Raw genomic sequence first — 24,746 nt, forward strand, 5'->3', positions numbered from 1 at the left:
AGGCGGTGGCCGAACAAGGTAAACTGCCGCCATTGCTGAACTCCCCTGACGGTACCGCTATGACATTCGCCAAACTCGGCCTGATTGAACCCTTGCTGCGCGCGCTCGAGCGCCTGGACTACAACACCCCGACGCCGGTCCAGGCCCAGGCCATTCCTGCCGTATTGGCCGGCCGCGACCTGATGGCCGCCGCCCAGACCGGCACCGGCAAGACCGCAGGTTTCGCCTTGCCGTTGCTGCAGCGCCTGACCCTGGAAGGCGCCAAGGTCGCCAGCAACTCGGTGCGTGCCCTGGTGCTGGTGCCAACCCGCGAGCTGGCCGAGCAGGTCCACAGCAACATCCGCGAATACGCCGAGCACCTGCCACTGACCACCTACGCCGTGTATGGCGGGGTCAGCATCAACCCGCAGATGATGAAACTGCGCAAGGGTATCGACCTGCTGGTGGCCACCCCGGGCCGCCTGCTCGACCTGTTCCGCCAGAACGCCGTGAAGTTCAACCAGCTGCAGGCCCTGGTGCTCGACGAAGCCGACCGCATGCTCGACCTGGGCTTTGCCGAAGAACTGCGCGCGGTGTATGCCGCACTGCCGGTTCGTCGCCAGACCTTGCTGTTCTCGGCGACCTTCTCCGACGAAATTCGCCAACTGGCCGGGCAGACGCTCAACGATCCGCTGAGCATCGAAGTCAGCCCGCGCAACGTTACCGCCAGCACCGTCAAGCAGTGGATCGTACCGGTGGACAAGAAGCGCAAGCCGGAGCTGTTCAGCCACCTGCTGCGCAAGCAGCGCTGGAAGCAGGTGCTGGTGTTCGCCAAGACCCGTAACGGCGTCGATCAACTGGTCGAGCGCCTGCGTGGCCAGGGTGTCAATGCCGATGGCATTCATGGTGACAAGCCCCAGGCTACCCGCCAGCGTGCGCTGGACAGCTTCAAGGCCCGTGAGATCCAGATCCTGGTGGCTACCGATGTGGCAGCCCGCGGCCTGGATATCGACGACCTGCCCTTGGTGGTCAACTTCGATCTGCCGATCGTGGCTGAAGACTACATCCACCGCATCGGCCGTACGGGTCGCGCCGGTAACACGGGTGAGGCAATATCGCTGGTGTGCGCCGATGAAGTGCAGTTGCTTTCGGCAATCGAGACCCTGACCCGCAAGACCTTGCCGCGTCATGAAGAGCCGGATTTCATCCCTGATCACAAGGTGCCGATGACCGATGCCAGCGGCCAGGTGCTGAAGAAACCGAAGAAACCGAAAAAGCCCAAGGAAAGCAGCAGCAAGCGCAGCCTGGGCCGCTGGATGGACAGCGGCGATGCGCCGGCGGCAACGCCTGCGGCCAAGCCGGTACGCAAGGTGCCGACTTTTAACACCGGGCCGCGCAAGCGTAAGCCGTAAGATTATTCACGGAGGGTCGTAGCCGCTGCTGCCAGGCTACGATCGGCCGCGAAGCGGTCGTAGAATTTCAAAGGTGACTGCGATGCAATCGATCGCAGCCTGGCGGCAGCGGCTACGAAGACAGTTGTGTGCCCTGCGAGGCGATCCAGTCCAGCACCCCAAGCCCCGCTTTACGCCCACTGGCAAAACAAGCCGTCAGCAGGTACCCGCCAGTCGGCGCTTCCCAATCGAGCATCTCGCCTGCGCAGAACACACCCGGCACTTGCGTGAGCATCAAACGCTTGTCCATCGCCTCGAACACAACCCCACCCGCCGTGCTGATGGCCTCATCCAGCGGGCGAGGGCGCACCAGCACGATCGGCAGCGCCTTGATCGCCCGAGCCAGCAAGTGCGGGTCGGCAAAGGTCGAGGCATCGGTCAGCTCACGCAGCAACGCCGCTTTGACGCCATCCAGGCCGAGCTGGCTGTGCAGGTGCTTGGCCATCGAGCGTGAGCCCCGGGGCTTTTCCAGGGCCTTCTGAATGTTATCCACAGCGCGGTTGGGCAGCAGGTCGAGCAGTACTGTGGCGCTACCGCCAGCATTGATGGCCTCGCGGATCTTCGCCGACCAGGCATACACCAGGCTGCCTTCCAGGCCTTGGGCGGTAACGATGCATTCACCCAGGCGTGGCGTTTGCCCGGCCAGGCTCAGGGCAATGTTCTTCAGCGGGGCCCCGGCGAATTTGCTTTTCAGCAGATCACTCCAGGCCTGCACCTCGAATCCACTGTTGGCGGCCTGCAGTGGCGCAACCTGCACGCCTTTATCCACAAGCCACGGCAACCAGGCAGCGTCGGAGCCAAGTCGTGCCCAGCTGCCGCCACCCAGGGCCAGCACCGTGGCTGCGGGGCTCCGGGTCAACTCGCCCTGTGGATAACCGATCCGCAAGGCCCCTTCGGCGTTCCAGCCAAGCCAACGGTGACGGGTGTGGATAACTACTCCGGCGTCGCGCAGGCGCTTGAGCCAGGCACGCAGCAGGGGCGCCGCTTTCATGTCGCGAGGAAATACCCGGCCGGAGCTGCCGACAAAGGTCTCGATGCCGAGGTCATGAATCCACTGACGCAAAACGTCGGCATCGAAGCCTTCCAGCAGTTCAGCGATGGAATCGGCGCGCTCGGCATAGCGCGCTACGAAGGCAGGGTAGGGTTCGGAATGGGTGATGTTCATGCCGCCGACCCCGGCCAGCAGGAACTTGCGTCCAACCGACGGCATGGCGTCGTACAGATCCACTGCAACCCCGGCCTGGCTGAGCACTTCGGCGGCCATCAGCCCGGCAGGCCCGCCTCCGATAATGGCAACGTGTGGGCGGTCGGCGGAGCGGGTGTCGGTCATGGTCGGCTGCAGGCTGGGAAAAAGAGCCGGCATTCTACCCCAGCCCATCGCCAGGAAACACTGATCAAAAAACGTACAGCCTACTCAAGCCCAGGCGGTTAAAGGGCTCGGGCGGCTTTCGCTCAGGTTATCCACAGGCGGTTCCACAGTCATTGTGAGTAACCCAGCACTCGGTTGGCGCTGTGGTGAAGGATGCCGTGGCGTCGGGCCAGGGCCTGGCGGTCCTTGCTATACCCACCGCCGATCACCCCGACCACCGGAATGTCCCGGCCCAGGCACTGGCGCAGTACGTGCTCGTCGCGGGCGGCGACACCTTCATCGGTCAGTTGCAGGTAGCCCAGAGCATCGTCCTTGTGTACATCGACGCCGGCGTCGTAGAGCACAAGGTCCGGGCGGTACAGCGGCAGCAGGTAGTTCAGGGCGTCTTCGACCACTTTCAGGTAGGCGTGGTCGCCCATACCCCGGGGCAAAGGGATGTCCCAGTCGCTCTGGGCCTTGCGCGCCGGGAAATTCTGCTCGCAGTGCAGTGACACGGTAATGGCATCCGGGGTGTCGTGAAGGATGCGCGCGGTGCCGTCGCCCTGATGCACATCGCAGTCGAAGATCAGCACCTTGTGTACGCGTCCGGCTTCGAGCAGGTAGTGGCTGATCACGGCCAGGTCGTTGAAGATGCAAAAGCCTGCCGGGTGGTCGTAGTGGGCGTGGTGGGTGCCACCGGCCAGGTGACAGGCGATGCCCTGCTCCAGGGCCTGCTCGGCCGCCAGCAACGAACCACCGACGGCCCGCACGGTACGCCGGGCCAGGGCTTCACTCCAGGGCAGGCCCAGGCGGCGCTGGTCTTCGCGCGACAGTTCGCCGTGCATGTAGCGCTCGATATAGTCGCGGTCATGGGCCAGGGCGAGGATGTCGTTGGGGCAGATGTCCGGGCGCAGCAACGCTTGATCGGTGGTCAGGCCGCTGTCGATAAGGTGGTCGCGCAGCAGGCTGAATTTCAACTTGTGCAGTGAAGCTTGGTGCGGTGGTGCTGTCCATTTGCCACCGACTATAATGACGTTCCTGACCCTATCAAGAACGAAGCCCATGACGCCAAAGCAGTTACGTTCGGCTCAAGCGGACTTACAAGTGTTGTTAAAGCCTGCGAACCTGTTGAGTGAGGTTACGTCCTTCAAGAAGTTCGGCTTCATAGAGAGCTTGCGAAGAGAAGTTCGAACACCAAATGGTTCAAAGGTTTGCTTCGGTGACAGAGCTGTAGAAAGTTACAACCGGCTTTCGAGAGTTCTTGCTGCAGAGTTGCCAAGTCGTGAGTTTGTTGAGCGGGGTGATATCAATAGTGCTTGCAAATCTGTACTAGGTCGTTGGTACGAGGATGATGTAAACGGCGATCTTGCACACTATATAAGAGATGTCGAGTCGCTCGTTTCACAATCTGTAAGAGTGCACGAATACTACTCGCCTCTAAGCGGTCTTGAGCTTCTGGAGCTTGAGAAGTTTGAGTTTGGTAATGTGGCTATTCATAAGCCTCGCCTTGAAGTGCTGAAATCAAGCGTTGGGCTAGATGCTGTGATCAGTAGCGCTTGGCAACAGACGAATCACGGCCTGTGGTTAACTGCTAAGATCAAGGGAAGTGCCGATTACGCAGAGCGTCGCTTCTTCGACTTAGTTAAAGTCACATGCGGGATGCTGGCACTCTCCTTTACTACTTGCTTGGAGCGGGGTGGAGCGGCAGTCCGTTTGATTCCAGCCCATGAAGGAAGCTACAAGCCCGGCGCGGTAACATGGTTCTCGCTAGACGCTGACTCACGCACGCTCAATCTCAAAACAAGCTTCGATGGTTTGCAGCGACTGGATTTCACTCCCGAGCACGCGACCTCTTTACTGGAGTGCGAGTGGTTTCAGGAACTTGTTCGAGTTAGCCAGTCTGGTAGCGGTAATGATGCTGAGTGTTCGTTGCGTCGAGCATTGCACTGGTTCTTTGATGCTCAGGCAGATACCAGTCTTGATATGAAGTTTGTAAAGTACTGGAGCTGCATTGAGTGCATGTTCTCGAAGAGCAAGATTAAGGTGGTCGACCAAATTAGAAGGGGGCTAACGTCATTGCTGTGCTATGGTCGTTATGGTTACTCTAGTCCTGAAGGGTGGAAGTCTATTGATCGCAGGGTGGTTGAGCTTTACGATCTAAGAAGTATAGCCGTCCACGATGCTCAGCACGGGCACGTGGAGTTTTCGGATGTAGTAGATGTCAGTAAGTGGGCTGCTTTCATTCTTATGGAAGTCGCAATGATGGTGGCCCGGGGAATGCAGAATCGTACTCAACTTAAAGAAGAGGTAGAGTGCATTCAGGAGTACCATTGTTCTCCAAAATTTAAAACGAACTATTCGCACTTCTATGCCCGCTTCAGTGAGGCCAGAATATAATATCAAAAGGGGCGGAATGCAGCTGAGTGTGGCTCGATCTCAAGCGCCTTTACGAACGCCTACGGCGCCATATGATCAAAATCGGCGAATATTGAGGGGGTGGCCGTCCCGCCCGCTAACGTCGCTGTAATCGCTTCCTACGCACCTTCAGGGCCATTGGCGACCTTGTTCAGTTCCAGCCCCAGACGCTGCATCACACGCATTACTGCCGTTGGGGACCATTGACCACCACGGGCGGTGGGGATGTTGCGTTCGATCAGGCAATCAGCCACTGCCTGTAGGCTGCTGGCGCCCTTGAGTACGCATAGCTCGATGGCGTCCTTAACCAGTGCTGCACGGTCGTCTGCCTGCTGCCGCTGGGTGGCGTGGCCCTTGGTTCTGTTCAGCATGCTGCGGCCCTTGGCGAGCGCCTGAGAGCGATTGCTGATCTTCTGGACGGCCTCTGCATCGCCACCAGCGGCCCGAGCTTCCAGCGACTTCAACGCGGCCTTGGTGCGTTCGCTGATGAAGCGGCGTTCTTGTTCAGCGAGCATTGCGAACAAGTGCAGTTGCATCGTGTCAGCCTTGGGCATGGTTGCCACCATGAACTGGCTGCGTTTCATCAGGCCAGCGATGTGTTCAACGTCGCGGCTCAGCCGGTCGAGCTTGGCCACCACCACTGGGTGCCCGGTTGCGAACGCTTTGGCGGCTGCTGGGCGCTCCAGCGGGTGGACCGAGCCAGAGATACCCACGTCTTCAAACTCAGCCACCACCACCCACCCTTGCTGCTCGGCGGCGAACTTCACGTACTCACGCTGGGCATCGAGGCCGAGGCCGGATTCGCCCTGACCTTTGGTCGATACGCGGTAGTAGGCGACAACTTCCATGATGGTGATTCCTTCCTTGCGGGTTGCTGATGGTGTCATTTTACAACTGTTAGAACGACCGATCAACCATTGTAATGATGTAAAACCCGCTCGGTTGATCGAGCTGGGCAGTGGTAATTGAGCAGCGGGACGCCTCTGCGGGTGGAAACGCCCCTACAGGTTGTGTGTCGCCTCAACGGGTGGTTTTGAATACGCCCCAGAAGGTTGAGTCTCACCCCAGAAGGTGGTGTACGGGCATGGTGCAGCCGCCTCGACCCCGTTTCGGAAAGTCGGGCCAAGTCGCCCAGGTTGAGTCGCTTACGTTGGCGCCTGCAAACCTTTGACTTCGGCCGGTAAGGGGCTTTAGCCACGTGACAATGTTGCAGGCAAGCGGTCGTGACGACCGACTTCGGGGCGAACCCAACCAAGGAGATACACCATGAAGTACCTACTGCCCGCTGTGTTGTGGCTGCTGAAAACGATCTGCACCGAGGCTATTCGCATCGCTTTGCGGCTGGCATTGCGAGGTGATCGAGCGGAATAGCGCGTGTGGGGCAATTCTTTTAACCCACCTGTAGTGCAGGCCGCGTGGATGGGCGCCTGTAGCGGATCGACTGCTACAGGTGGTCGCGGCCAACGCCAGAACCACATTAGTTACTGGTCAATTAATGACCAGTTCTTGAACTTCGGTTTCAATGTCTTCCAGCAGACGCTTATTGATGACCCCGTACCGGCGTACCCGTACATCACCGAACAACTTGGTTAGGTCATGGGGCCGCTGGCTCAGAATCTTGTTCGCTTTAACTTCACACCAGTCTGGTGTGACTCGCCGATAGACAACATTCACTGCTACCGGGAAGCACTTATCAGCCAGCTCTTGAAGACCCGTCACCTTATCAGTGGTGTACATGGTCAAGTACGCCTGCCGGACATTCCCCCGCCTAGGACTCTGCAAACTCTGAACCCGAACCAAGAACGGTTGGTCTGGGAACTTACGCCCTATCTCTTGCCGGAATGTCTTCTGGTCATTCAGTAGATTCTTACTCTCCTCGGGAGTTTCGTAGAATACCGAGTACTGGTAGTTCCATATCGGGGCAAGCAGGTAGTTAGCAAACTTCCGCTTAGTCTTGTCTTCAGATGTTTCCACTTGTTGTTCTCACTGGCAATGACTTACCCGGTGAAGGGGATGGCCCATAGAGTCTTCATTTACACCTCCTATACCAGCACGGTTAGCCGTACCGATTGCACGCACTGGCGTGGGTAGGCGTTGGTGCCGTTTGGCCCTTTAAATACGGGGGTTGTATGGCAGGTTTGTCACCGTGGGTTGCGGGGCGCTTCAAGTGGGCGATTCTGCTTTTTTAGTGCGGTGAAATCAAGGGCCGTCACCGACCCCGATTCTTGCTCGCTGTGGCCTGTTCATCGGCCCGCATCGCGTTGATGTAGCACCGGACCATGTACTCGATGAAGTCAGGTACAGGCATCGCGTGGCGCCGGGCGTAGTGGCATAGCCCATGGAACTCATCCGCTGTGAAAGAGACGCCAAGGGCCTTGGTGGGCAGCGTCATGCCGCCACCTCGGTTGGTTCGGCGTAGGCGCTAAGCAGGTCTGCCAAGGCTTTCTGCTCGTCGCTGGCTCGCTTCTTATCCGCTGCCTTGGCAGCAGCTGCTGCCGCTTGTCGTTCGCTTCGTTCTACGCTGATGGCCACTTGGCGGGCAGTCTCAGCCACGTTCCGCTGGTAGCGTTCCTGCTCGTACTCGCCCAGGGCCAGCTCTGCCAACTTGGGAAGTTCGATCGCAATAACGTCTTCCGGCTTGCGTAGAATTGCCTTGAACCACAATGGTTGGGTGACGACCTTCACGATAGTAAAGCCATCTTTAAGAATGTGTTGTAGTTCGATCAACGCCACCTCAAGTGGTGTATCACGAACCCAGTCTACGTTGGCGGACAAGCCCTTGTAATGCAGACCTTCCGAACTCTTGTGATACTGTTCGGTGCGTTTGTCCAGCAATTGCTGGAACTCGGCATCAGAGTACTTGAAGAATTCGACAACGGTTGTGCCGTAAGTGTTGGTTACATTGGTCATATTAGTTTCCTTATTACTTGTTTGAACGGTGTTGTTTGAGAGCCGCGATAAAGCTCGCCTTGGCTCGTTGGCTATCGATTGATGGTTGGGTGTTGCTGCTCTTGCTGGCGCTCTGTACGGCCTTCGTTGGGGCTGTTGCGGGCGCCTTCGTGGATGTGGTCGCCTTGGGGTCAACCCTTGCCCTGTGGGCTTCCAGATCGGAAAGCGTGGCCACCATGCCCGCTGGCAAGATCGCGTCTTCGAGCCCGTTCAGATAGGCCAGTTCTGCCTTCGTCGCTGGGACGTAGAAGACCGATTCGGGCGGTAGCCCAGGTTGCTCCAGGAAGTACGATAGAATCGCACCATTGTCCCGTTTTACTTCCAGCCAGATGCTGCGTTCGATCATCAGGCTACCCCTCCGTGTTGCTCGGTTTGTTGGGCGTTGAACTCTACTTCAAGTTGCTCTTGAGACGCCTTATTGCGGGCTCGCCATTCACGTACTTGGCATTGCACGGAGCAATACTTTGATAGCGGTGAGCGGCTGAAGAAGTTCCTGCTGCAAGATTCACAGGTGTGTTTGCGAAGTGGGCGTTGCTTTGTCATGATAACTACCTCGTATGTATGTGTCGGTTTGTTTAGGGCAATAAAAGCCCGGCCTCTGGTTATGAGGTTGCGGGCGGTTGGCATTACAGAGTTGTACTTGTTATGGGCAAGTACAGGCTATCACCCCTGTTGCAGGGGCAAATCTTTGAATAGGTGGCCAAGTTCGTTGCAGCCTATGGCCAAGGCGCGACATTGAGATTCAAGAGCCTTTCAAGCCAGAATCATCCTGTACAACTGTCTGCATCTTCAAATCACCGATCGTTCTGATGCCGGATCGATAACGGGAGTACGTCGTAGCCACCAGTAATATGCTCTGGGCTACAAACGTGTCAGTAGGGGAAGTGCTTCGATGAGTATTGCGTAGGACTGGCGTAGCTGTTTCTACCAGTTGTCTCCATAATACATTCATAACGCGTTTTTGTCAATAGGCTCGGCATAAAATAGTTGCACATTCTGCAACTTTATGAGTGAGGGTTACGGAACTAACGATGTTCCTCCCTCGGGGTGCTCGATTGTCCATTTCTTGTACTTACGGGCGTACCCAACGTACTTCACTTTGCCTGCTGGGTTGTCGTCTGCACTGCGGTTAACTTCAAGGGTGCCGTCCCGGTGGCAGATGATCCGATAGCCGTCCTGCTGGAGCAGGTTGGCGATTGCGAAAGCGTCGCCATTCAGGAAACGGTAGAAGGCCAACATACTAACCACGGGCGTATCTCCCACGATGGGCAGGGATGCCAGCTCTGCCTTGCATCCGTTCTTTTCAGCCGTCAAGGCACCGTAGCTTGCCACGGCATCTTTGTTATCTGGGTCCATGCTCACCAGTTGCCACAAGGCGGACTGTCGCTTCTCCAGCAGGGCTATGTGGCCTTCAAGTTTGATCCTCTGGCGTGTGTTCTCGGGCAGCTTGGTGCGTTGATATGCACGCAAAGCGTGAGGTTTGCGAGTTTCCCAGTAGAACCAGCCAACCACAGGCACGGGGATAGTCTTCTGGTTCGTACATTTGTCGTTGCTCTGCATCCGACGATAGCAACGGACGGCATCTGTCTGTTGCCGCGCATTCTGGCGAAGAAGCACCATGTTGGCGCCGCACTCGGCACATTGCAGCAGACCAGCCAGTGGGAACTTACGCGCAACGGTAGGGGGCTGGTCGGCTAGGTTGTCCAGCAGCTTCTGTACTTGGTAAAACAGTTCTTCAGAGACGGCGGGCTTGAACACGCTAGGGATTAATTCACCTAGAATCCGCTTCTTCTTGCCATCTACCTCGACAGTGAGGGTACGCTGCCAGTGGCCTATGGCAGCCGGATTTCTCAAGGCGTGCTTGAGGCTCTGGCGGTTGCCGAAGTACTGGGCGTACTGGACTGCGAGGGCGCGCAGTGGAGTGCCGTTAGAGAAGGCTGTGAAAACTTGTTCAAGTGCTTCTGGGGACCCATCCTGCTTCAATTCGCCATCACTGGTGAGCCAGAACGGGTTACGTCGTTTAATAGAGTTTCCAGCTTTTGCTTCCTTGGCCCGTTCAGCGTAGGAGCCGACAGTGAAGTCGGACAACCTAGTGGCAAATTCGTGTGCTGCTTGGGCTTTCATCGCCAGATACAACAGGCTGTTACTTGTCAGAGACTTCGCGTCGTACCGTTGACCATCGTCCAGAGTCACGAGGTCAATCCCCGCCTCTACGATTGAACGAAGATGGTTCAGAGTGTCCATCGGTGGCAACCGGCTGAAGCGGTCCATTGCTTCGACCAGTACGACCGTGCCAGCAGGGAAGTGGCCGTCATCGATTGCAGTCAGCAGCTTACCCATCTCGCCTGCTTCAACGTGTTTGCCGCTGGAGCCGCTTACCCCCAAGTCCTCAAACTTCCGCTCGTAGCGGGTGTAGTCAGGATGATGGGCCAGCCAGTTGGCGACGAGGGTTTCTTGGCGATCAAGGCTGCTGCCGTAGCTCTGGCGTTCGCTGGAGAAACGGACATATGGCACTGCTATGGGCATGGGGGTAGGCTCGAATTGTTATCACTGCATAGCTTACACTTCCACAGGCGGAACTTGTCCATCGGAAAGCGGTGGTCGGCTGGAAAGTCCGGGCTGTAGTCGTCGTGGTAGATCAGCGGCAGGGGCATGGCAGGTACTTGAGCAGGTCAGGTGCCGATCTTGCCAGCAGCCGGTGCCCTTGCGCTACTTTGTAAGCAGACCAACGACTTTTCCACAGGCGGACTCAAGATGCTGGCTTCCTGGACGTTCTGGGCTGTGTTGTCGGCCGTGTTTGCGGCACTGACAGCCATCTTTGCCAAGGTGGGCATCACTGGCATCAACGCCGACTTCGCCACCTTGCTGCGTACCGTGGTGGTGCTGATCAGCCTGGCGCTGATTCTCTACGCCACCGGCCAGTACCAGTCGTTGAGCTCGATCTCGCCGCGCGGCTACCTGTTCCTCGTGCTGTCGGGGCTTGCCACGGGGGCTTCCTGGATTTGCTACTTCCGCGCCTTGCAACTGGGCCAGGCGTCGCAAGTTGCCCCTGTGGATAAACTCAGCGTGGTGCTGGTCGCCGTGCTCGGGGTCACCCTGCTCGGCGAACGGCTCGACCTGCGCCAGTGGGCGGGGATCAGCCTGGTAACGGTAGGCGTCGTGATGCTGGCATGGCGCTAGCGACCGTGATTGGACCTACGCTGTAAACTGCAGGCTGTGGATACGGAGCGAGCCGAGCATGACCCCGATACTCGAACTGGAAAGCGCACGCCTGGTGCTGCGCCAATGGCAGGATGACGACCTTGCCGAGTTCTCCGCCATGTGCGCCGACCTGCAGGTAATGCGCTATTTCCCCGCCCCGCTGACACGCCTTGAAAGCGCCGCCCTGATCGGCCGCGTTCGTGGTCACTTCAATGAATACGGTTACGGCCTCTGGGCCCTGGAACGCAAGGACACGGGTGCCTTCATCGGCATGACCGGTTTGCTCAACGTCAACTTCCAGGCCGACTTCACGCCTGCCGTGGAAATCGGCTGGCGCCTGGCGCGTCGTCATTGGGGCCTGGGTTTTGCCAGTGAGGCGGCCTGGACCAGCCTGCGTTGTGCCTTTGCCCAACTGGGCCTCGAGCAAGTGGTGTCGTTCACCACCGAGAGCAACCTGCCGTCACAGAAGGTGATGCAGGCCATCGGCATGCAGCAGGACCTGGGCGGCAGTTTCCTGCACCCGAAACTGCCCGAGTTCCATCCCCTGCGCCCGCATGTGCTGTATCGCATCAACCGGGCCCAATGGCAGCAAACGCTGCGCGGCTGAATCGCACAACATACGGGTGGGTAATGACAAACCCTGTATCATTTGTCGCAGTTGCGCATAGCTTTGGAGAATTGTGAATGAGCCACGTGTTGGACGATCTGGTCGACCTGCTGAGTCTGGAAGCCATCGAGGAAAACCTGTTCCGCGGACGTAGTCAGGACCTGGGCTTTCGCCAGCTGTACGGTGGCCAGGTGCTGGGCCAGTCGTTGTCCGCTGCCAGCCAGACAGTCGAAGAGGCGCGTCATGTGCATTCGCTGCACGGCTACTTCCTGCGTCCGGGCGATGCGGCGATGCCGGTGGTCTACTCGGTTGACCGCGTGCGCGATGGCGGCAGCTTCAGCACCCGGCGCGTGACGGCGATCCAGAAGGGCCAGCCGATTTTTACCTGCAGTGCGTCGTTCCAGTACGACGAAGAGGGCTTCGATCACCAGACGCAGATGCCGACCGTGGTCGGCCCGGAAAACCTGCCGTCGGAAGTGGAGCTGTTCCAGCGCATCGCCGACCGCCTGCCCGAGTCGATCCGCGACAAGATGCTCTGTGCCAAGCCGATCGAGATGCGCCCGGTCACTGAAGAAGACCCGTTCGACCCCAAGCCGGGTGATCCGGTGAAGTACATCTGGTTCCGTGCCGACGGCACCTTGCCGGACATACCTGCATTGCACAAATACATGCTGGCCTATGCCTCGGACTTCGGCCTGCTGACCACCTCGCTGCTGCCCCACAGCAAATCGGTGTGGCAGAAGGACATGCAGATCGCCAGCCTCGATCACGCGCTGTGGTTCCACGGCAACCTGCGCGCAGACGAGTGGCTGCTGTACGCGATGGACAGCCCCTGGGCTGGAAACGCCCGTGGCTTTTCCCGCGGCAATATCTACAACCAGGCCGGGCAACTGGTGGCGTCGTCGTGCCAGGAAGGCCTGATCCGTCATCGCAAGGACTGGGCATGAGCCTGAACGATATCCGTCATTGGGTCTTCGACATGGATGGCACCTTGACCGTGGCGGTGCATGATTTTGCCGCCATTCGCGAGGCGCTGGAGATTCCACCTGCCGACGATATCCTCACCCACCTGGCCGCCTTGCCTGCAGCAGAGGCTGCGGCCAAGCACGCCTGGTTGCTGGAGCATGAGCGCGACCTGGCGATCGGTTCGCAGGCCGCTGCGGGCGCTGTGGAGCTTGTGCGTGAGCTGGCTGGGCGCGGTTGCCAGCTGGGCATCCTGACCCGCAACGCCCGCGAGCTGGCCCACGTGACGCTCGAGGCCATCGGCCTGGCCGACTGCTTTGCCGAGCAGTACGTGCTGGGACGCGATGAAGCACCGCCCAAGCCGCATCCGGGTGGCTTGCTGAAATTGGCCCAGGCCTGGGATGTGCCGCCGACCGAGATGGTCATGGTGGGCGACTACCGCTTCGACCTCGATTGCGGTCGAGCGGCGGGCGCCAGGACCATCCTGGTCAACCTACCGGACAATCCCTGGCCGGAGTTGACTGACTGGCACGCGGCGGATTGCCGGGCCTTGCAGGGGTTGCTGCGCGGCTGATGCGATTCAATCGCGGGGCAAGCCCGCTCCCACCGGGCAATTGTGTCGTCGCCTGGTGGGGGCGGACTTGCCCCGCGAAATGCATCAGAAATCCCAGCGCGTGGTGAGCATCACGTTGCGGGCTTCACCGTAGTAGGTGGTGTCGAAGTTGCCCAGCCCGCTCAGGTAGCGCTTGTCGAACACGTTGTTGGCGTTGAGCGTGAAGCTCAGGTGCTCGTCGTACTGGTAGCGAGTCATCAGGTCGACCAGGGTGTAGCCGCCTTGCTTGATGTAGGTGTAGTCGTTCACCGCACCGCTGTAGATCTTGCCGTAGAACGCGCTCTGCCAGTTTACCCCGCCACCGACGGTTACCTTGTCCATCACCCCCGGCAGGCGATAGGTGGTGAACATCCGCACCAGATGCTCAGGCTTGCTGGTGCTCATCGGGAAGCCATAGATGCGCTGCTCGTCGGCGTCGCGGGTGCGGGCATAGGTGTAGCCGGCCGACAGGTTCCAGCCCTCCATCAGTTCACCGGCGAGCTCCAGTTCCACGCCTTTGGTCGTCGCACCGTCGGTTGCCTTGTAGATGCCTTCGTTGGTGAACGGATTGGAGCCGATCGACTCGGCAACGTTGTCCTGCTCGATGCGGAAGACCGCCAGGCTGGCGTTGAGCCGGCCGTCGAAGTACGCCGCTTTCAAGCCGGCTTCGTAGCTGTCGCCTTCGACCGGGTCCAGGGTCGAACCGTTGCTGTCCTTGTTGGTCTGTGGCTGGTAGATCGAGGTGTAGCTGGCATACACCGAGTAGGTGTCGTCGAGGTCATACACGGCGCCGGCGTAGGGGGTGACCACGCCATGTTGTTTGTAGCTGGCCGAGTTGTCCTGGAAGATCGGGTTGAGGCCGTCGTAGTTGTAGTCGTCGTGGTACTTGAAGGTGCTGACCCGGGTGCCGAGGATCAACGAGAGCTCATCGGTCGGACGCAGGCGGGTGGCGATGTAGGCGCCGTTCTGGCTCTTCTGCTGCTCGTACTTGCCGTTCTTCGGGAAGTCGGGCACGCCGATATCGCCTTTCCAGTCGAAGATGCTGCCCGGCACCATGGCGAATTCGCTGGTGTCCCAGGTGCTGCCGGTCTGGCGTGAGTGGGAGGTGCTGAAACCAACCACCAGGTCATGCTGGCGACCGAACAGGCTGAAGGGGCCGGAGAGGTTCAGGTCGGCGCTGTTCTGCACCCGATGGCCTTCCCAGCGCCCCCAGAAGAAAAACATGCCATTGCCGTCGCGGTCCGGGCTGCCGCCACTGGCCGAGGCCAGGCGGGTGTCGTGATCGCTCTGCAGTTGGTTGACGCTGAGCTTGAGCGACCAATCGTTGACCAGCGCCTGCTCCAGGGAGGCGAAGTAGGTACGGTTCTGGAAGTCGCGGCGACTCCAGTCGGCACCCGGGTTGAACGAGCGCGAGAAGTCGGTGCGGCCGCCGTCGGTGTAGTACACCGGGTTGCCGGTCCAGGAGGAGCCGCGCGGGGTGGTGGTCTGCTGGTCGATACCGACGGTGAGCAGGGTATCGGGGGTGATGTCGGCTTCGAGGATGCCGTAGTACACCTCTTTTTTCTGCTGGTAGTGGTCCTGGTAACCCTGCTTGTCTTGCTGCGCGCCGACAAAGCGGCCACGCACGGTGCCGCTGTCATTGAGCGGGCCGGACACATCACCCTCGCCGCGGTAGTTGTCCCAGCTGCCGGCGCTGCCGGCAAGCGAGGCCTGGAACTGGGCGGTGGGTTTCTTGCGGATGAGGTTGACCGTGGCGGAGGGGTCGCCAGAGCCGGTCATCAGGCCGGTCGCGCCCTTGAGCACTTCGACCCGGTCATAGATGGCCATGTCGACATGGGCGGTGCCTTCGCCGTACACGCCGTCATAAATGGTATTCACGCCGTCGTACTGGTAGTTGGTGATCACCTGGCCGCGGCTGGAAAAGTCGACCCGGTCGCTGTCATAGGTCTGCCCGGAGACACCCGGGGTGCTGCGCAGTACGTCGGAGATGCTCTGGGCACCCTTGTCGTCCATCAACTGGCGGGTGACCACGGTGATCGACTGCGGTGTTTCACGGATCGACAGCGGCAGTTTGGTTGCCGTGCGGGTCGCTGCCGTGGTGTAGGAGCCGGTGTTCTCGGTGGTTTCACCCAGCACTTGGCCGTTGATACTGGTCGCCCCCAGCTCCAGCGCACCGCTGCTGTTCACAGGGACCAGTACATAACCGCCGTTGCTCTGGCGCTGGGCCTGCAAGCCGCTGCCCTGCAGCAGGCGCACCAGTCCTTCTTCCACCGAATAGTTGCCTTGCAGCCCGGCCGACTGGCGGCCCTGGGTCTGGCGGGCGTCGAACGACAGGGTAATGTTGGCGCGGGTGGCGAACAGGCTCAGGGTGGTACCCAGCGGGCCCGGCGCAATCTGGAATGCGGTACTGGCGCTTTGCGCCTGCGCCTGGGCCGGCAGCATCGCCAGCATCGGCAGCGGGGTCAGGGTCAGACCAAACAGCGCCAGGTGAACGGCGCGAACCAGAGGGCGGGGCGCCCGTGGGCAAGTGCGGGTCATGCAGGTTTTCCTTCGATTGGCTGGGCAGAGGGGCAGCTTGAAAATGCTGCTTTACCTGCGTAGCCGAATGAGAATGAAAATCGGCAACCCCTTTGGTGAAAATTGTTCAGGCAGGTTCGATGCGGGTCCAGTAGCGGGTCAGGTAGCGCACTTTGACGGGCAGCGAGGCGCTGAGGTTTTCCAGAATGGTGTCGGTGTCGTCGATGCGAAAGGCACCCGACAGGCGCAGGTCGGCAACCTCGCTCGCGCAGCGCAGCACCCCAGGGCGGTAGCGGTTCAGTTCGCTGACGAAGTCGGCCAGGCGCCATTCGATCACCGTCAGCATGCCCTGGGTCCAGGCTCCGGTACCGGGCGCGGCGGAGCGGGCAGGGCCGATGCGTTGTTTGTCGAAGTTGGCGGACTGACCGGCCTCCAGGCGCAGCATCAGCAGCGGGTTTTCCACAGGGCGGATTTCCACGGCGTGTTGCAGCACGCTGACCTGGCTCTGGCCAGCATCGCTGCGCACGCTGAAGCGCGTACCCAAGGCGCGCACGCGGCCTTCGGCGGTCTGCACCTCGAAGGGGCGGGCGGCAGGATCGCTGGCGGTCTGCACCATGATTTCGCCACGGTACAGGCGCACCTGGCGATACTCGTCGTCAAAGTGGATATCCACGGCGCTGTCAGTGTTGAGTTCAAGCAGGCTGCCGTCGCTGAGGCTGATGTGCCGACGCTCACCCTTGCCGGTACGCAGCTCGGCCATCATTGCCTGGCCCGGGGTACTTTCACGCACGGCCCAGCCGGTGGCACCGACGGCCATGAGCATGGCCAGGGTCTTGAGCACGGCGCGCCGACGCGCACGAACCCCGGCCAGGGTCGGCAAGGCAACGTCGGCAGGCAGGTTGCCCAGCTGTCGTTGCAGCTTCTCTACCCGGGCCCAGGCCTGGGCGTGGGCCTGGTTCTTGCCTAGCCAGTCTTGCCAGGCGTTGAGCTGCGCTTCGCTGGGTTGTTTGGCATTGAGTTGCACGTACCAGGTTGCGGCGGCTTCCAGGGTGCGGTAATCCAGGGGCTGGGCCATTCAGTCGTCCGTCAGCAGCAGGCAGTGGGTCATGGCACGGATCAGGTGTTTCTTCACCGTGGTGACCGATACGCCCATGCGCTCGGCGGTGGCGACATAGTTCAGGCCCTCCAACTGAACGGCCAGAAAGATTTGCCGGGTACGTTCGCCCAGGCCATCGAGCAGGGTATCGACGGCCACCAGGGTTTCGAGGATCAGCAAGCGGGTTTCCGGGGAGTCGGCCAGCCGCTCGGGGCGGCTGGCCAGTTCGGCAAGGTAGGCCTGCTCAAGCGCCTTGCGGCGGAACTTGTCGACCATCAGCGCATGGGCGATGGCGCCCAGGTAACTGCGCGGTTCGCGAATGGCGTGAACATTGCGTGCGGTCATCACCCGGATGAAGGTGTCCTGGGCGAGGTCCGCGGCATCGCTGGCATTACCCAGGCGGGCACGCAGCCAGTTCTTCAACCAACCGTTGTGTTCGCTGTAGAGCGTATGCAGGGCAGCGTGATCGGGAGCAGGCATGAACGGCACAACCCATGCGAGTAATTGATAATTACTCGCATTATTGTAGTTTGTCAGGATGTTTCGCAAGAGGGGGCGCTTGACCTGGGTAAAACGCGGGCAAAGACTGAACAGCTATTTACCCGATCACTCAGGAGCTACCCATGACCAGCAAGGCCATTTACGTCCAGGCGGGCGGCGGTTACGACAAGGTTCAGGTCGGTACCAGCGAGGCAGCCGCACCCAAGGCTGGCGAGATTACCGTGCGCCTGCATGCCAACTCGCTCAACTATCACGACTTTGCCGTGGTCAGCGGCATGTGGGGCCCCGCCGAGCCGCGCATTCCCATGGCCGATGGCGCGGGCGTGGTGACAGCGGTCGGTGAAGGGGTTAGCGAGTTTGCGGTAGGCGATGCGGTGGTCAGCACCTTCTTCCCCGATTGGCAGGGCGGCCACCCGCAGGTGGAGGGCTTCGCCACGGTGCCCGGTGACGGCATCGACGGTTATGCCCGCGAGCAGGTGACGGCCCGCGCCACCTCATTCACCCATGCGCCCAAAGGCTACAGCCATGCCGAGGCCGCCACCCTGACCACTGCCGGCCTCACGGCCTGGCGCACATTGATGGCAGACGGCTCGCTCAAGCCTGGTGACACCGTGCTGGTACAGGGCACCGGTGGTGTTTCGATTTTCGCCCTGCAGTTCGCCAAGCTGGCCGGTGCCACGGTGATTGCCACCTCGTCCAGCGACGAAAAACTCGAACGCCTCAAGGCCCTGGGCGCCGATCACCTGATCAACTACCGCAAGACCCCAACCTGGGGCGAAACCGTGCGCAAGCTGACCAACAACCGCGGTGTCGACCATGTGATCGAAGTGGGCGGCCCGGCCACGTTGGAGCAGTCGATGATCGCGGCGGCCATCGGTGGCCACATCTCGCTGATCGGCATTCTCACCGGTGTAGCAGGGCAGTTGCCGCTGATCCAAGCACTGGTACGCCAGATTCGCCTGCAGGGTGTGCTGGTCGGCAGCCGGGAGCAACAGCAGGCGATGGTGCGTGCCATCGACGCCAATGGCATGCGTCCGGTCATCGACAAGTCGTTCGCCCTGGAAGAGATCGTCGAGGCGTTCCGCTACCAGGAAAGCAACCAGCACTTCGGCAAGATCTGCCTGGAATTCTGATCAACCTTCCCCTTGAGTCAGCCCGACATTAGTCGGGCTTGACCCCGATCTGCTTCCTCGAAATTCACTAACCCTCTGCTTTTCAAGAATTTTTCAGAAATTTCCGAATCACACTCTTTCGCCTTGTCTGGGTGTTATTTCAAACACCTTGTGTGATATTTTGCCCGCCGCTCGAGAAATCCATGGCACAGCGCCCATTGGGCCTGTGACGCATCGCTTCAGGTGCATCCGGTAATAAATACAAATACGTAGTGAGTGTGATCATGAGTGCAACCCCCAACACCGCCGTGGGCGGTGCTGACCCGTCCGTGGTTGAATCTTCGGGCCTTGAGGTCAAACGCCTGACGTTCGTCGAGGCGGTGGCAATGATCGTGGGTACCAACATCGGTGCCGGCGTATTGTCGATGGCCTATGCCAGCCGCCTGGCCGGCTACATGCCATTGCTGCTGTGGCTGGCCGTGGCCGGTGTCTTCACCACCATCTCGATGCTCTATGTCTCGGAAACGACCCTGCGTACTCGCAGCCACCACCAACTGAGTGGCCTGGCGCAGCGCTATGTCGGCTCGTTCGGAGCCTGGGCGATCTTCCTGTCGGTAGCGGTCAACAGCATTGGCGCCCTCACCGCGTACATGAGCGGCAGCGGCAAGATCCTCAGCGAGTTCTTTGGCATCAGCCCGGCCATCGGCAGCCTGCTGTTCTTCCTGCCTGCAGCCTTCGTGCTGTACCTGGGCCTGAAGGCCATCGGCAAGGGCGAGAAGTTCATCAGTATCGGCATGGTCTCGATGACCCTGGTGTTGGTGATTGCGACTCTGATCAACGAAAAAACCGACTTCGGCAACCTGTTCGACGGTAGCTGGATCTACATGATCCCAGTGTTCAACATCGCCGTATTCTGCTTCTCGGCGCAGTACGTCGTACCGGAAATGGCCCGCGGCTTCAGCCATGCGCCCAAGCGCCTGCCGATTGCGGTGATCACCGGCATGGTCATCACCTTCATCCTGCTGGCCATCGTGCCGATGTCGGTGATTGCACTCAACGGCCTGGAAAACCAGACCGAAGTCGCCACCCTGGCCTGGGGCCAGGCCCTGGGACAGTGGGCGTTCTACACCGCCAACACCTTCGCCCTGTGCGCCATGATGACCTCGTACTGGGGCCTGGGCGGCAGCTTCCTGACCAACATCTTCGACAAGTTCAAGAGCCTGGGATCGGAAAGCAACCCCAAGAACCGCCTGCTGGTACTGGCGATCGTCTGCGTTCCGCCGTTCATCCTGGCCTACAGCGGCATGGTCGGCTTTGTTAACGCGCTGTATTTTGCCGGCGTGTTCAGCGGCGTGATCCTGTCGATCATGCCGATCCTGATGCTGCGCTCGGCCCGCAAGAACGGCGACATCGTCCCTGCCTGGCAGTGTGGCTGGATTGCCCATCCGCTGATCCAGGTGCTGGTGGTGATCCTGTACCTGTGCAGCATGATGTATGCGATTGCCAGTGCGTTTGGCTGGTTGCCTGGCGGCTGGTAAGGCTTCGGGGCAGTTGTTGTGGAAAGGCCGGTGCAGTGATGCACCGGCCTTTTTTATTGCCTCACACACGCTTGTCGCTGGAGATCATGCGCAGGGCGCAGCGTGTGAGGACATCTGTGAGCTGCTGCTCGTTTAGCTGTTCGTCACTCCACTGTGCCTGACCGTACAGCATCCCGATCACGGCATGAGTGAGCAGCGTGATTTCTGCTTGAGGGTGGGCACTGTTCTGAAGTTCATCGCTGATGATGAGCTGGAGCTGTGCGCAATAAGCTGCTTTGAGCGTGTTCGCCTGTTGCTTGTTTTCTTCATCGAGATTGACCAATTCCCGGGTGATCAGCACCAGCTTGTGCTGCTCATTCAGGCTGAAGGCGACGAATGCCTGAACGAAGCGACGTACCCGTTCGCCTGTCGTGCTGGCGCCTTTGATCCGACGTTTGGTATCGGCGAGCAGGTCTGCCAGGGCGGACTCGATCAGCTCGAACAGCAGGCACTGTTTGTTTTCAATGTGATGGTACAAAGAGCCCGCCTGCAGCCCTACGTGCGCGGCCAGGTCACGCAGGCCGATGGCCTGGAAGCCGTGAGTTGCAAAGAGCTCCAGGGCAGCGTCAACCAGTCGGTCGCGGGCGCTGGGAGTAGTCGTGATGGCTGCAAGCATGAAGGGCTCCGTCAATCAGGAAGAATCAGCTGTGCGGGAATCCGTTGCACCGAGTTACGGGCCACCAGGTAGTAGACAAGGGCTGGCACGGTCAGCCCGATCAGCCACGAGATGTCGGTTCCACCCAGCACCTCGACCAGTGGCCCGGTGTAGAAGCTGGTCGCAATGAAGGGCAGCTGGATCACCACGCCCAAGGCGTAGATGACGATACCGGGAATGTTCCAGCGGCCGTATCGTCCATCTGGATCAGAAAGTGCGGGAATGTCGTAGCGCTCTTTGGTCACCAGGTAGAAATCGACCAGGTTGATGGCGCTCCAGGGGGTGAAGAAAGCTAGCAGGAACAGGATGAAGGCTGAAAAATCATGCAGGAACGAATGCCGTCCTAGCAGTGCCAGCGCGGTGGCCAGGCCGACCATGAACATGATGTAGACCAGGCGCAGGCTTCGGGAGATTTCCTGGTGCCCGCGAAAGCCGCTGACGATCGTCGCCAATGACATGAAGCTGCCATAAGCGTTGAGCGTGGTGATGGTCACCTTGCCGAATACGATGCTGAAAAAAAGTAGCGAAGCGACTGCGCCACTGGCACCCATACCGACGATGTAAGCCACCTCATGGCCCGCAAACTGATCGCCGGCGAGGGCCGCGACAAATACACCGAAGACCATTGAAATCTGCGTGCCGATGACCGAGCCCAGGCCCACGGCCAGAAAGGTTTTCAAGGCTGAAGTGTTTCTTGGCAGATAACGTGAATAGTCCGCTACGTAAGGGCCGAAGGCGATCTGCCAGGAGGCCGAAAGTGAGATTGCCAGCAAAAAGCTGCTCAAGGAAAAGTGCCGGTTGTCCAGCAGTTCACCGATGTCATGAGCAGACAGCAAGCGATAGAACAGATAGAAGAACGCAACTACACCAATGACGCTCGACAGCCGGCCGATCCAATGGATGGTCCGGTAGCCCAACACGGTGAGCACGACAATCAGTGCCGCAAAAATGAGGATGCCACTAGCGTCACTGACATTGATCAACTGGCCGATCGCTTGGCCTGCCAGCACCGAGCCACTGGCGGAAAACCCCACATACATCATGCACACCAGAACGATGGGGATCACCGCACCAAAAACACCAAACTGCACGCGGCTGGAAATCATCTGTGGCAAGCCCAGTTGCGGGCCTTGCGCTGCGTGCAGCGCCATGATCGCGCCGCCCAGCAGTTGCCCGATAAGCAGGCCGATCAGTGACCAGAACACATCCCCACCCAAAACAACCGCCAGGGCGCCGGTGACGATGGCGGTCACTTGCAGGTTGGCGCCGAACCACAAGGTGAACTGGCTGAGCAGTCGTCCATGTCGCTCTGATTCGGGGATGTAGTCGATGGAACGCCGTTCTATATACGTCTTGCGCTGCGCACTTTCTTTGGAGGCGGACATGGCGGTTCCTCTCAGGCGTCGTTCGATACGAGCGCCGTCTCGTGGTTGAAACACTAAGGAGGGGGCCTGAAGAACAGGCCCCGGTTTTCACTGGATCAGCGGTGGGCGTCGAGCAAGCTGCGCGAGATGATGATTTTCTGCACTTCCGAGGTGCCTTCGAAAATCCGCAGGATTCGCGCGTCACGCACATAGCGCTCCAGCGGCAGGTCGCGAATGTAGCCATAGCCGCCATGCAACTGCAGGGCCGCGTCGGTAACAAAGCCTGCGCATTCGGCGGCAACCAGCTTGGCGGTGGCCGAGTCCAGGCTGAATCGCTCACCACTGTCGCGTCGGGCCGCAGCCTTCCAGGTGAGCATGCGGGCGCTTTCCAGGTGGGCGTACATATCGGCAAGGCGCCATTGCGTGCCTTGGTAGGCAGCCAGCGGCTTGGGCCCGATCTGGCGCTCGCGAACCCAGCTCAGGCTTGCTTGCAGGGCGGCATTGGCGATGCCGAGCGACATGGCTGCAACCTCGACACGACCACGGTCGAGTACCTCCATGGCAGTGCTGAAGCCAGCGCCTTCGTTACCGAGCAACGCTGACTGGGGCAACCAGCAGTCCAGGGACAGTTCGTAGATGGTGCTGCCGCGCAAGCCCATGGTTTTTTCCGGGCTGGAAAAACTGATGCCGGCGGTGCCCTGTGGAATGAGGAAGGCGCTGATGCCCTTGTGCCCGGCATCGGCATCGGTCTTGGCATAGAGCACGATAAAACCTGCTTCGCGGGCATTGGTGATGTAGTGCTTGCTGCCGCGTACACGCCAGCCGCCGTCTTCGCGCTGTGCCCTGCAACGCATGTCAGCCGGGTTGGAGCCGGCTGCCGGCTCCGTCAGGGCAAAGGCGCCGAGCAGTTCGCCGCTGGCAGCACGCGGCAGCCATTCCTGTTTCTGCGCCTCAGTACCACCAATCAGAATCGAGTCGGTCGCCAGGAAGTGTGCGGTCAAGGCCGACGCGGTCGAGGCGCAAGCGCCTGCCACCGCCTCCACTACGCGGCTCATGGCCAGGCTGCCAATGCCCAGGCCACCGTACGCTTCCGGCAGGTTGATACCCATGCCGCCCAATTCGGCCAATGCTTGCAGGCTTTCGGCGCAGAACGTTTCGCTTTCATCGTAATGCTGGGCACGTGGCTGGATGACTTCGCGGGCAAGTTTTTCCGCCGTTTCGACAATGGCGAGTTCAACCTGGTCGAGTTCAAAGTTCATGGGAAAGCTCCTGTTTGCGCAGTCCGAATGCCTGGTTGTCCGCACCCAGACGAGGGGCAAGGGTGGTGGCGTGGGGTTTATGGCCATTGAAGAAAACCGGTTGCGGCACCAGTGGCAGTGCGCTGCCCTCGGGTCGAATCAATAGTTGGCGAACGTTGGCCTGTTCGCTTTCGGCGGCCTGGGCGAGGGTCCAGACAGGGGATGAGGGCACACCCGCATCGAGCAGCAGGTCGCAGGCCTGCTCGACGGTGAGCGCGCGGGTCCAGTCTTCGATTTCTGCGCGTAGCGCAGGCTCGTTCAAGGTGCGTTGCGGGTCTTCGGCAAAGCGTGGGTCGCGGGCCAGTGCGGGCTTGCTCATGCATTCACACAAGCGCTGGAACAGTTTGTCGCTCGCGACCGCGATCACCACCAGGCCATCGGCTGCGCGATAGGTATCGAACGGTGTCGAAATCGGATGTCGGTTACCTACCAGCCCCGGCGTCACGCCAGTGGCGAACAAGCCCGACAGGCCAGTCATTTGCAGGCTGAACAGCACATCGAACATGGCGACGTCGATGTACTGCGCTCCGGGTGCATGCCGCTCGCGGGCGAACAACGCCGAACTGATCGCCCACGCTGCATAGACGCCGGCGCACAGGTCGCCAATGGATTCGCCACTGCGGGTCGGGCCGGTCTGGGCAAATCCGGTGACACTCATCAGCCCGGACATCGCCTGGGCGACGATGTCATAGGCCGGATTGCGTGACAGCGGACCGTGCTGGCCGAAGCCGGAAATGCTTGCGTAGATCAGCCGCGGATTGTGTTGTTTGAGTGTGTCGAAATCGATACCCAGGCGTTGAGTGACACCTGGGCGGAAGTTCTCGACGACCACGTCCGCTTCGCGGACCAGTTCATACAGGCGGGCACGCTCGGCAGTGTCCTTGAAGTCGATCTCGACACTGCGCTTGCCGCGATTGATCAAGCCGAAATAGACACTCTCACCCTCTTTGAACGGGCCCAGGTGGCGGCTGTCGTCACCGTGCTCGGGTACCTCGAACTTGATGACGTCGGCGCCCAGGTCGGCGAGCATTGCGGTGCAATGCGGCCCGGCCAGGACCCGGCTCAGGTCCAGTACGCGAACGCCTTTGAGTTGTTGGGTAAACGGGCTGCTGGTCATGGTG

General features: G+C 60.0%; 21 protein-coding genes and 1 pseudogene. 8 read left to right on the top strand and 14 right to left on the bottom strand.

Annotation, left to right across the window (positions count from 1 at the left end):
* The first annotated feature begins 59 nt into the window (after nucleotides 1–59).
* Nucleotides 60–1,391: a DEAD/DEAH box helicase gene (locus tag ABVN19_RS26205; protein WP_028944365.1), complete on the top strand. Its 1,332-nt coding sequence runs from the start codon at nucleotides 60–62 to the stop codon at nucleotides 1,389–1,391.
* 112 nt (nucleotides 1,392–1,503) lie between these two features.
* Here the strand turns inward: ABVN19_RS26205 and ABVN19_RS26210 are convergent, their stop codons facing one another.
* Complete coding sequence (locus tag ABVN19_RS26210; RefSeq protein ID WP_105642197.1) at nucleotides 1,504–2,760, bottom strand: TIGR03862 family flavoprotein; 1,257 nt, start codon at nucleotides 2,758–2,760, stop codon at nucleotides 1,504–1,506.
* 149 nt (nucleotides 2,761–2,909) lie between these two features.
* Nucleotides 2,910–3,752 (bottom strand): annotated as a pseudogene (locus tag ABVN19_RS26215) (histone deacetylase); the annotation flags it as partial.
* 88 nt (nucleotides 3,753–3,840) lie between these two features.
* Here ABVN19_RS26215 and ABVN19_RS26220 point away from each other — a divergent pair.
* Nucleotides 3,841–5,175: a HEPN domain-containing protein gene (locus tag ABVN19_RS26220; RefSeq protein ID WP_105642183.1), complete on the top strand. Its 1,335-nt coding sequence runs from the start codon at nucleotides 3,841–3,843 to the stop codon at nucleotides 5,173–5,175.
* Between the two features lie 137 nt (nucleotides 5,176–5,312).
* On the opposite strand, the gene ABVN19_RS26225 is transcribed toward ABVN19_RS26220, so the two are convergent.
* The 5 genes from ABVN19_RS26225 to ABVN19_RS26245 all read right to left on the bottom strand — a co-directional run bounded on the left by ABVN19_RS26225 (nucleotide 5,313) and on the right by ABVN19_RS26245 (nucleotide 10,668).
* A complete protein-coding gene (locus ABVN19_RS26225) occupies nucleotides 5,313–6,041 on the bottom strand; it encodes a recombinase family protein (RefSeq protein ID WP_105642184.1) in 729 nt (242 codons plus the stop codon).
* A 640-nt stretch (nucleotides 6,042–6,681) separates the two neighbouring features.
* A complete protein-coding gene (locus ABVN19_RS26230; protein WP_146117334.1) occupies nucleotides 6,682–6,930 on the bottom strand; it encodes a hypothetical protein in 249 nt (82 codons plus the stop codon).
* A gap of 651 nt (nucleotides 6,931–7,581) precedes the next feature.
* Nucleotides 7,582–8,103, bottom strand: a complete 522-nt coding sequence (locus ABVN19_RS26235) for a hypothetical protein (RefSeq protein ID WP_105642187.1) — start codon at nucleotides 8,101–8,103, stop codon at nucleotides 7,582–7,584.
* A gap of 13 nt (nucleotides 8,104–8,116) precedes the next feature.
* Nucleotides 8,117–8,488, bottom strand: coding sequence for a hypothetical protein (locus ABVN19_RS26240; RefSeq protein WP_105642188.1), 372 nt, complete (start codon nucleotides 8,486–8,488; stop codon nucleotides 8,117–8,119).
* Nucleotides 8,489–9,159: 671 nt separating this feature from the next.
* Nucleotides 9,160–10,668, bottom strand: coding sequence for a recombinase family protein (locus ABVN19_RS26245; protein WP_105642189.1), 1,509 nt, complete (start codon nucleotides 10,666–10,668; stop codon nucleotides 9,160–9,162).
* Between the two features lie 228 nt (nucleotides 10,669–10,896).
* On the opposite strand from ABVN19_RS26245, the gene ABVN19_RS26250 reads away from it, so the two are divergent.
* The 4 genes from ABVN19_RS26250 (at nucleotide 10,897) to ABVN19_RS26265 (ending at nucleotide 13,487) form a co-directional block, all read left to right on the top strand.
* Nucleotides 10,897–11,322, top strand: coding sequence for an EamA family transporter (locus ABVN19_RS26250; protein ID WP_028944362.1), 426 nt, complete (start codon nucleotides 10,897–10,899; stop codon nucleotides 11,320–11,322).
* Nucleotides 11,323–11,380: 58 nt separating this feature from the next.
* Entirely contained in the window at nucleotides 11,381–11,950 is a 570-nt protein-coding gene (locus tag ABVN19_RS26255; RefSeq protein ID WP_028944361.1) for a GNAT family N-acetyltransferase, read from the top strand.
* 77 nt (nucleotides 11,951–12,027) lie between these two features.
* A complete protein-coding gene (gene tesB, locus ABVN19_RS26260) occupies nucleotides 12,028–12,897 on the top strand; it encodes an acyl-CoA thioesterase II (RefSeq protein WP_028944360.1) in 870 nt (289 codons plus the stop codon).
* A complete protein-coding gene (locus ABVN19_RS26265; RefSeq protein ID WP_105642190.1) occupies nucleotides 12,894–13,487 on the top strand; it encodes an HAD family hydrolase in 594 nt (197 codons plus the stop codon). The genes tesB and ABVN19_RS26265 overlap by 4 nt, the downstream gene beginning before the upstream one ends.
* Before the next feature lie 84 nt (nucleotides 13,488–13,571).
* Here the strand turns inward: ABVN19_RS26265 and ABVN19_RS26270 are convergent, their stop codons facing one another.
* The 3 genes from ABVN19_RS26270 to ABVN19_RS26280 form a co-directional block, all read right to left on the bottom strand.
* Complete coding sequence (locus ABVN19_RS26270; protein WP_105642191.1) at nucleotides 13,572–16,043, bottom strand: TonB-dependent receptor; 2,472 nt, start codon at nucleotides 16,041–16,043, stop codon at nucleotides 13,572–13,574.
* A 106-nt stretch (nucleotides 16,044–16,149) separates the two neighbouring features.
* Nucleotides 16,150–17,097: a FecR domain-containing protein gene (locus ABVN19_RS26275; RefSeq protein WP_028944357.1), complete on the bottom strand. Its 948-nt coding sequence runs from the start codon at nucleotides 17,095–17,097 to the stop codon at nucleotides 16,150–16,152.
* Nucleotides 17,098–17,598 carry a sigma-70 family RNA polymerase sigma factor gene (locus tag ABVN19_RS26280; protein ID WP_028944356.1) on the bottom strand — a complete coding sequence of 167 codons (501 nt, stop codon included), beginning with the start codon at nucleotides 17,596–17,598 and terminating at the stop codon, nucleotides 17,098–17,100.
* A 143-nt stretch (nucleotides 17,599–17,741) separates the two neighbouring features.
* Here ABVN19_RS26280 and ABVN19_RS26285 point away from each other — a divergent pair, with 143 nt between their 5' ends.
* Together ABVN19_RS26285 and ABVN19_RS26290 are read left to right on the top strand one after the other, a co-directional pair.
* Nucleotides 17,742–18,752 carry an NAD(P)-dependent alcohol dehydrogenase gene (locus ABVN19_RS26285; RefSeq protein ID WP_028944355.1) on the top strand — a complete coding sequence of 337 codons (1,011 nt, stop codon included), beginning with the start codon at nucleotides 17,742–17,744 and terminating at the stop codon, nucleotides 18,750–18,752.
* Nucleotides 18,753–19,015: 263 nt separating this feature from the next.
* Nucleotides 19,016–20,269, top strand: coding sequence for an amino acid permease (locus ABVN19_RS26290; RefSeq protein ID WP_051270555.1), 1,254 nt, complete (start codon nucleotides 19,016–19,018; stop codon nucleotides 20,267–20,269).
* A 61-nt stretch (nucleotides 20,270–20,330) separates the two neighbouring features.
* On the opposite strand, the gene ABVN19_RS26295 is transcribed toward ABVN19_RS26290, so the two are convergent.
* The 4 genes from ABVN19_RS26295 to ABVN19_RS26310 all read right to left on the bottom strand — a co-directional run bounded on the left by ABVN19_RS26295 (nucleotide 20,331) and on the right by ABVN19_RS26310 (nucleotide 24,742).
* Nucleotides 20,331–20,924, bottom strand: coding sequence for a TetR/AcrR family transcriptional regulator (locus ABVN19_RS26295; protein ID WP_105642192.1), 594 nt, complete (start codon nucleotides 20,922–20,924; stop codon nucleotides 20,331–20,333).
* A gap of 11 nt (nucleotides 20,925–20,935) precedes the next feature.
* Nucleotides 20,936–22,348 (bottom strand): cytosine permease, encoded by a 1,413-nt coding sequence (locus ABVN19_RS26300; RefSeq protein WP_028944352.1) that lies wholly within the window; start codon nucleotides 22,346–22,348, stop codon nucleotides 20,936–20,938.
* Between the two features lie 95 nt (nucleotides 22,349–22,443).
* Complete coding sequence (locus ABVN19_RS26305) at nucleotides 22,444–23,586, bottom strand: acyl-CoA dehydrogenase family protein (protein ID WP_105642193.1); 1,143 nt, start codon at nucleotides 23,584–23,586, stop codon at nucleotides 22,444–22,446.
* On the bottom strand, nucleotides 23,576–24,742 hold the full coding sequence (locus tag ABVN19_RS26310) for a CoA transferase (RefSeq protein ID WP_028944350.1): 1,167 nt from the start codon (nucleotides 24,740–24,742) through the stop codon (nucleotides 23,576–23,578). Before ABVN19_RS26310 ends, ABVN19_RS26305 begins: the two co-directional genes overlap by 11 nt.
* Between the last annotated feature and the right edge of the window lie 4 nt (nucleotides 24,743–24,746).

Origin of the sequence: Pseudomonas vranovensis, assembly GCF_040438935.1 — a bacterium.
Taxonomy (GTDB): Bacteria; Pseudomonadota; Gammaproteobacteria; order Pseudomonadales; family Pseudomonadaceae; genus Aquipseudomonas; species Aquipseudomonas vranovensis.

Excerpts from the sequence above, each read along its gene's own strand:
- ABVN19_RS26205 (WP_028944365.1), top strand. The coding sequence starts at position 60 with ATGACATTCGCCAAACTCGGCCTGATTGAACCCTTGCTGCGCGCGCTC.
- ABVN19_RS26210 (WP_105642197.1), bottom strand. The coding sequence starts at position 2,760 with ATGACCGACACCCGCTCCGCCGACCGCCCACACGTTGCCATTATCGGA.
- ABVN19_RS26220 (WP_105642183.1), top strand. The coding sequence starts at position 3,841 with ATGACGCCAAAGCAGTTACGTTCGGCTCAAGCGGACTTACAAGTGTTG.
- ABVN19_RS26225 (WP_105642184.1), bottom strand. The coding sequence starts at position 6,041 with ATGGAAGTTGTCGCCTACTACCGCGTATCGACCAAAGGTCAGGGCGAA.
- ABVN19_RS26230 (WP_146117334.1), bottom strand. The coding sequence starts at position 6,930 with ATGTACACCACTGATAAGGTGACGGGTCTTCAAGAGCTGGCTGATAAG.
- ABVN19_RS26235 (WP_105642187.1), bottom strand. The coding sequence starts at position 8,103 with ATGACCAATGTAACCAACACTTACGGCACAACCGTTGTCGAATTCTTC.
- ABVN19_RS26240 (WP_105642188.1), bottom strand. The coding sequence starts at position 8,488 with ATGATCGAACGCAGCATCTGGCTGGAAGTAAAACGGGACAATGGTGCG.
- ABVN19_RS26245 (WP_105642189.1), bottom strand. The coding sequence starts at position 10,668 with ATGCCCATAGCAGTGCCATATGTCCGTTTCTCCAGCGAACGCCAGAGC.
- ABVN19_RS26250 (WP_028944362.1), top strand. The coding sequence starts at position 10,897 with ATGCTGGCTTCCTGGACGTTCTGGGCTGTGTTGTCGGCCGTGTTTGCG.
- ABVN19_RS26255 (WP_028944361.1), top strand. The coding sequence starts at position 11,381 with ATGACCCCGATACTCGAACTGGAAAGCGCACGCCTGGTGCTGCGCCAA.
- tesB (WP_028944360.1), top strand. The coding sequence starts at position 12,028 with ATGAGCCACGTGTTGGACGATCTGGTCGACCTGCTGAGTCTGGAAGCC.
- ABVN19_RS26265 (WP_105642190.1), top strand. The coding sequence starts at position 12,894 with ATGAGCCTGAACGATATCCGTCATTGGGTCTTCGACATGGATGGCACC.
- ABVN19_RS26270 (WP_105642191.1), bottom strand. The coding sequence starts at position 16,043 with ATGACCCGCACTTGCCCACGGGCGCCCCGCCCTCTGGTTCGCGCCGTT.
- ABVN19_RS26275 (WP_028944357.1), bottom strand. The coding sequence starts at position 17,097 with ATGGCCCAGCCCCTGGATTACCGCACCCTGGAAGCCGCCGCAACCTGG.
- ABVN19_RS26280 (WP_028944356.1), bottom strand. The coding sequence starts at position 17,598 with ATGCCTGCTCCCGATCACGCTGCCCTGCATACGCTCTACAGCGAACAC.
- ABVN19_RS26285 (WP_028944355.1), top strand. The coding sequence starts at position 17,742 with ATGACCAGCAAGGCCATTTACGTCCAGGCGGGCGGCGGTTACGACAAG.
- ABVN19_RS26290 (WP_051270555.1), top strand. The coding sequence starts at position 19,016 with ATGAGTGCAACCCCCAACACCGCCGTGGGCGGTGCTGACCCGTCCGTG.
- ABVN19_RS26295 (WP_105642192.1), bottom strand. The coding sequence starts at position 20,924 with ATGCTTGCAGCCATCACGACTACTCCCAGCGCCCGCGACCGACTGGTT.
- ABVN19_RS26300 (WP_028944352.1), bottom strand. The coding sequence starts at position 22,348 with ATGTCCGCCTCCAAAGAAAGTGCGCAGCGCAAGACGTATATAGAACGG.
- ABVN19_RS26305 (WP_105642193.1), bottom strand. The coding sequence starts at position 23,586 with ATGAACTTTGAACTCGACCAGGTTGAACTCGCCATTGTCGAAACGGCG.
- ABVN19_RS26310 (WP_028944350.1), bottom strand. The coding sequence starts at position 24,742 with ATGACCAGCAGCCCGTTTACCCAACAACTCAAAGGCGTTCGCGTACTG.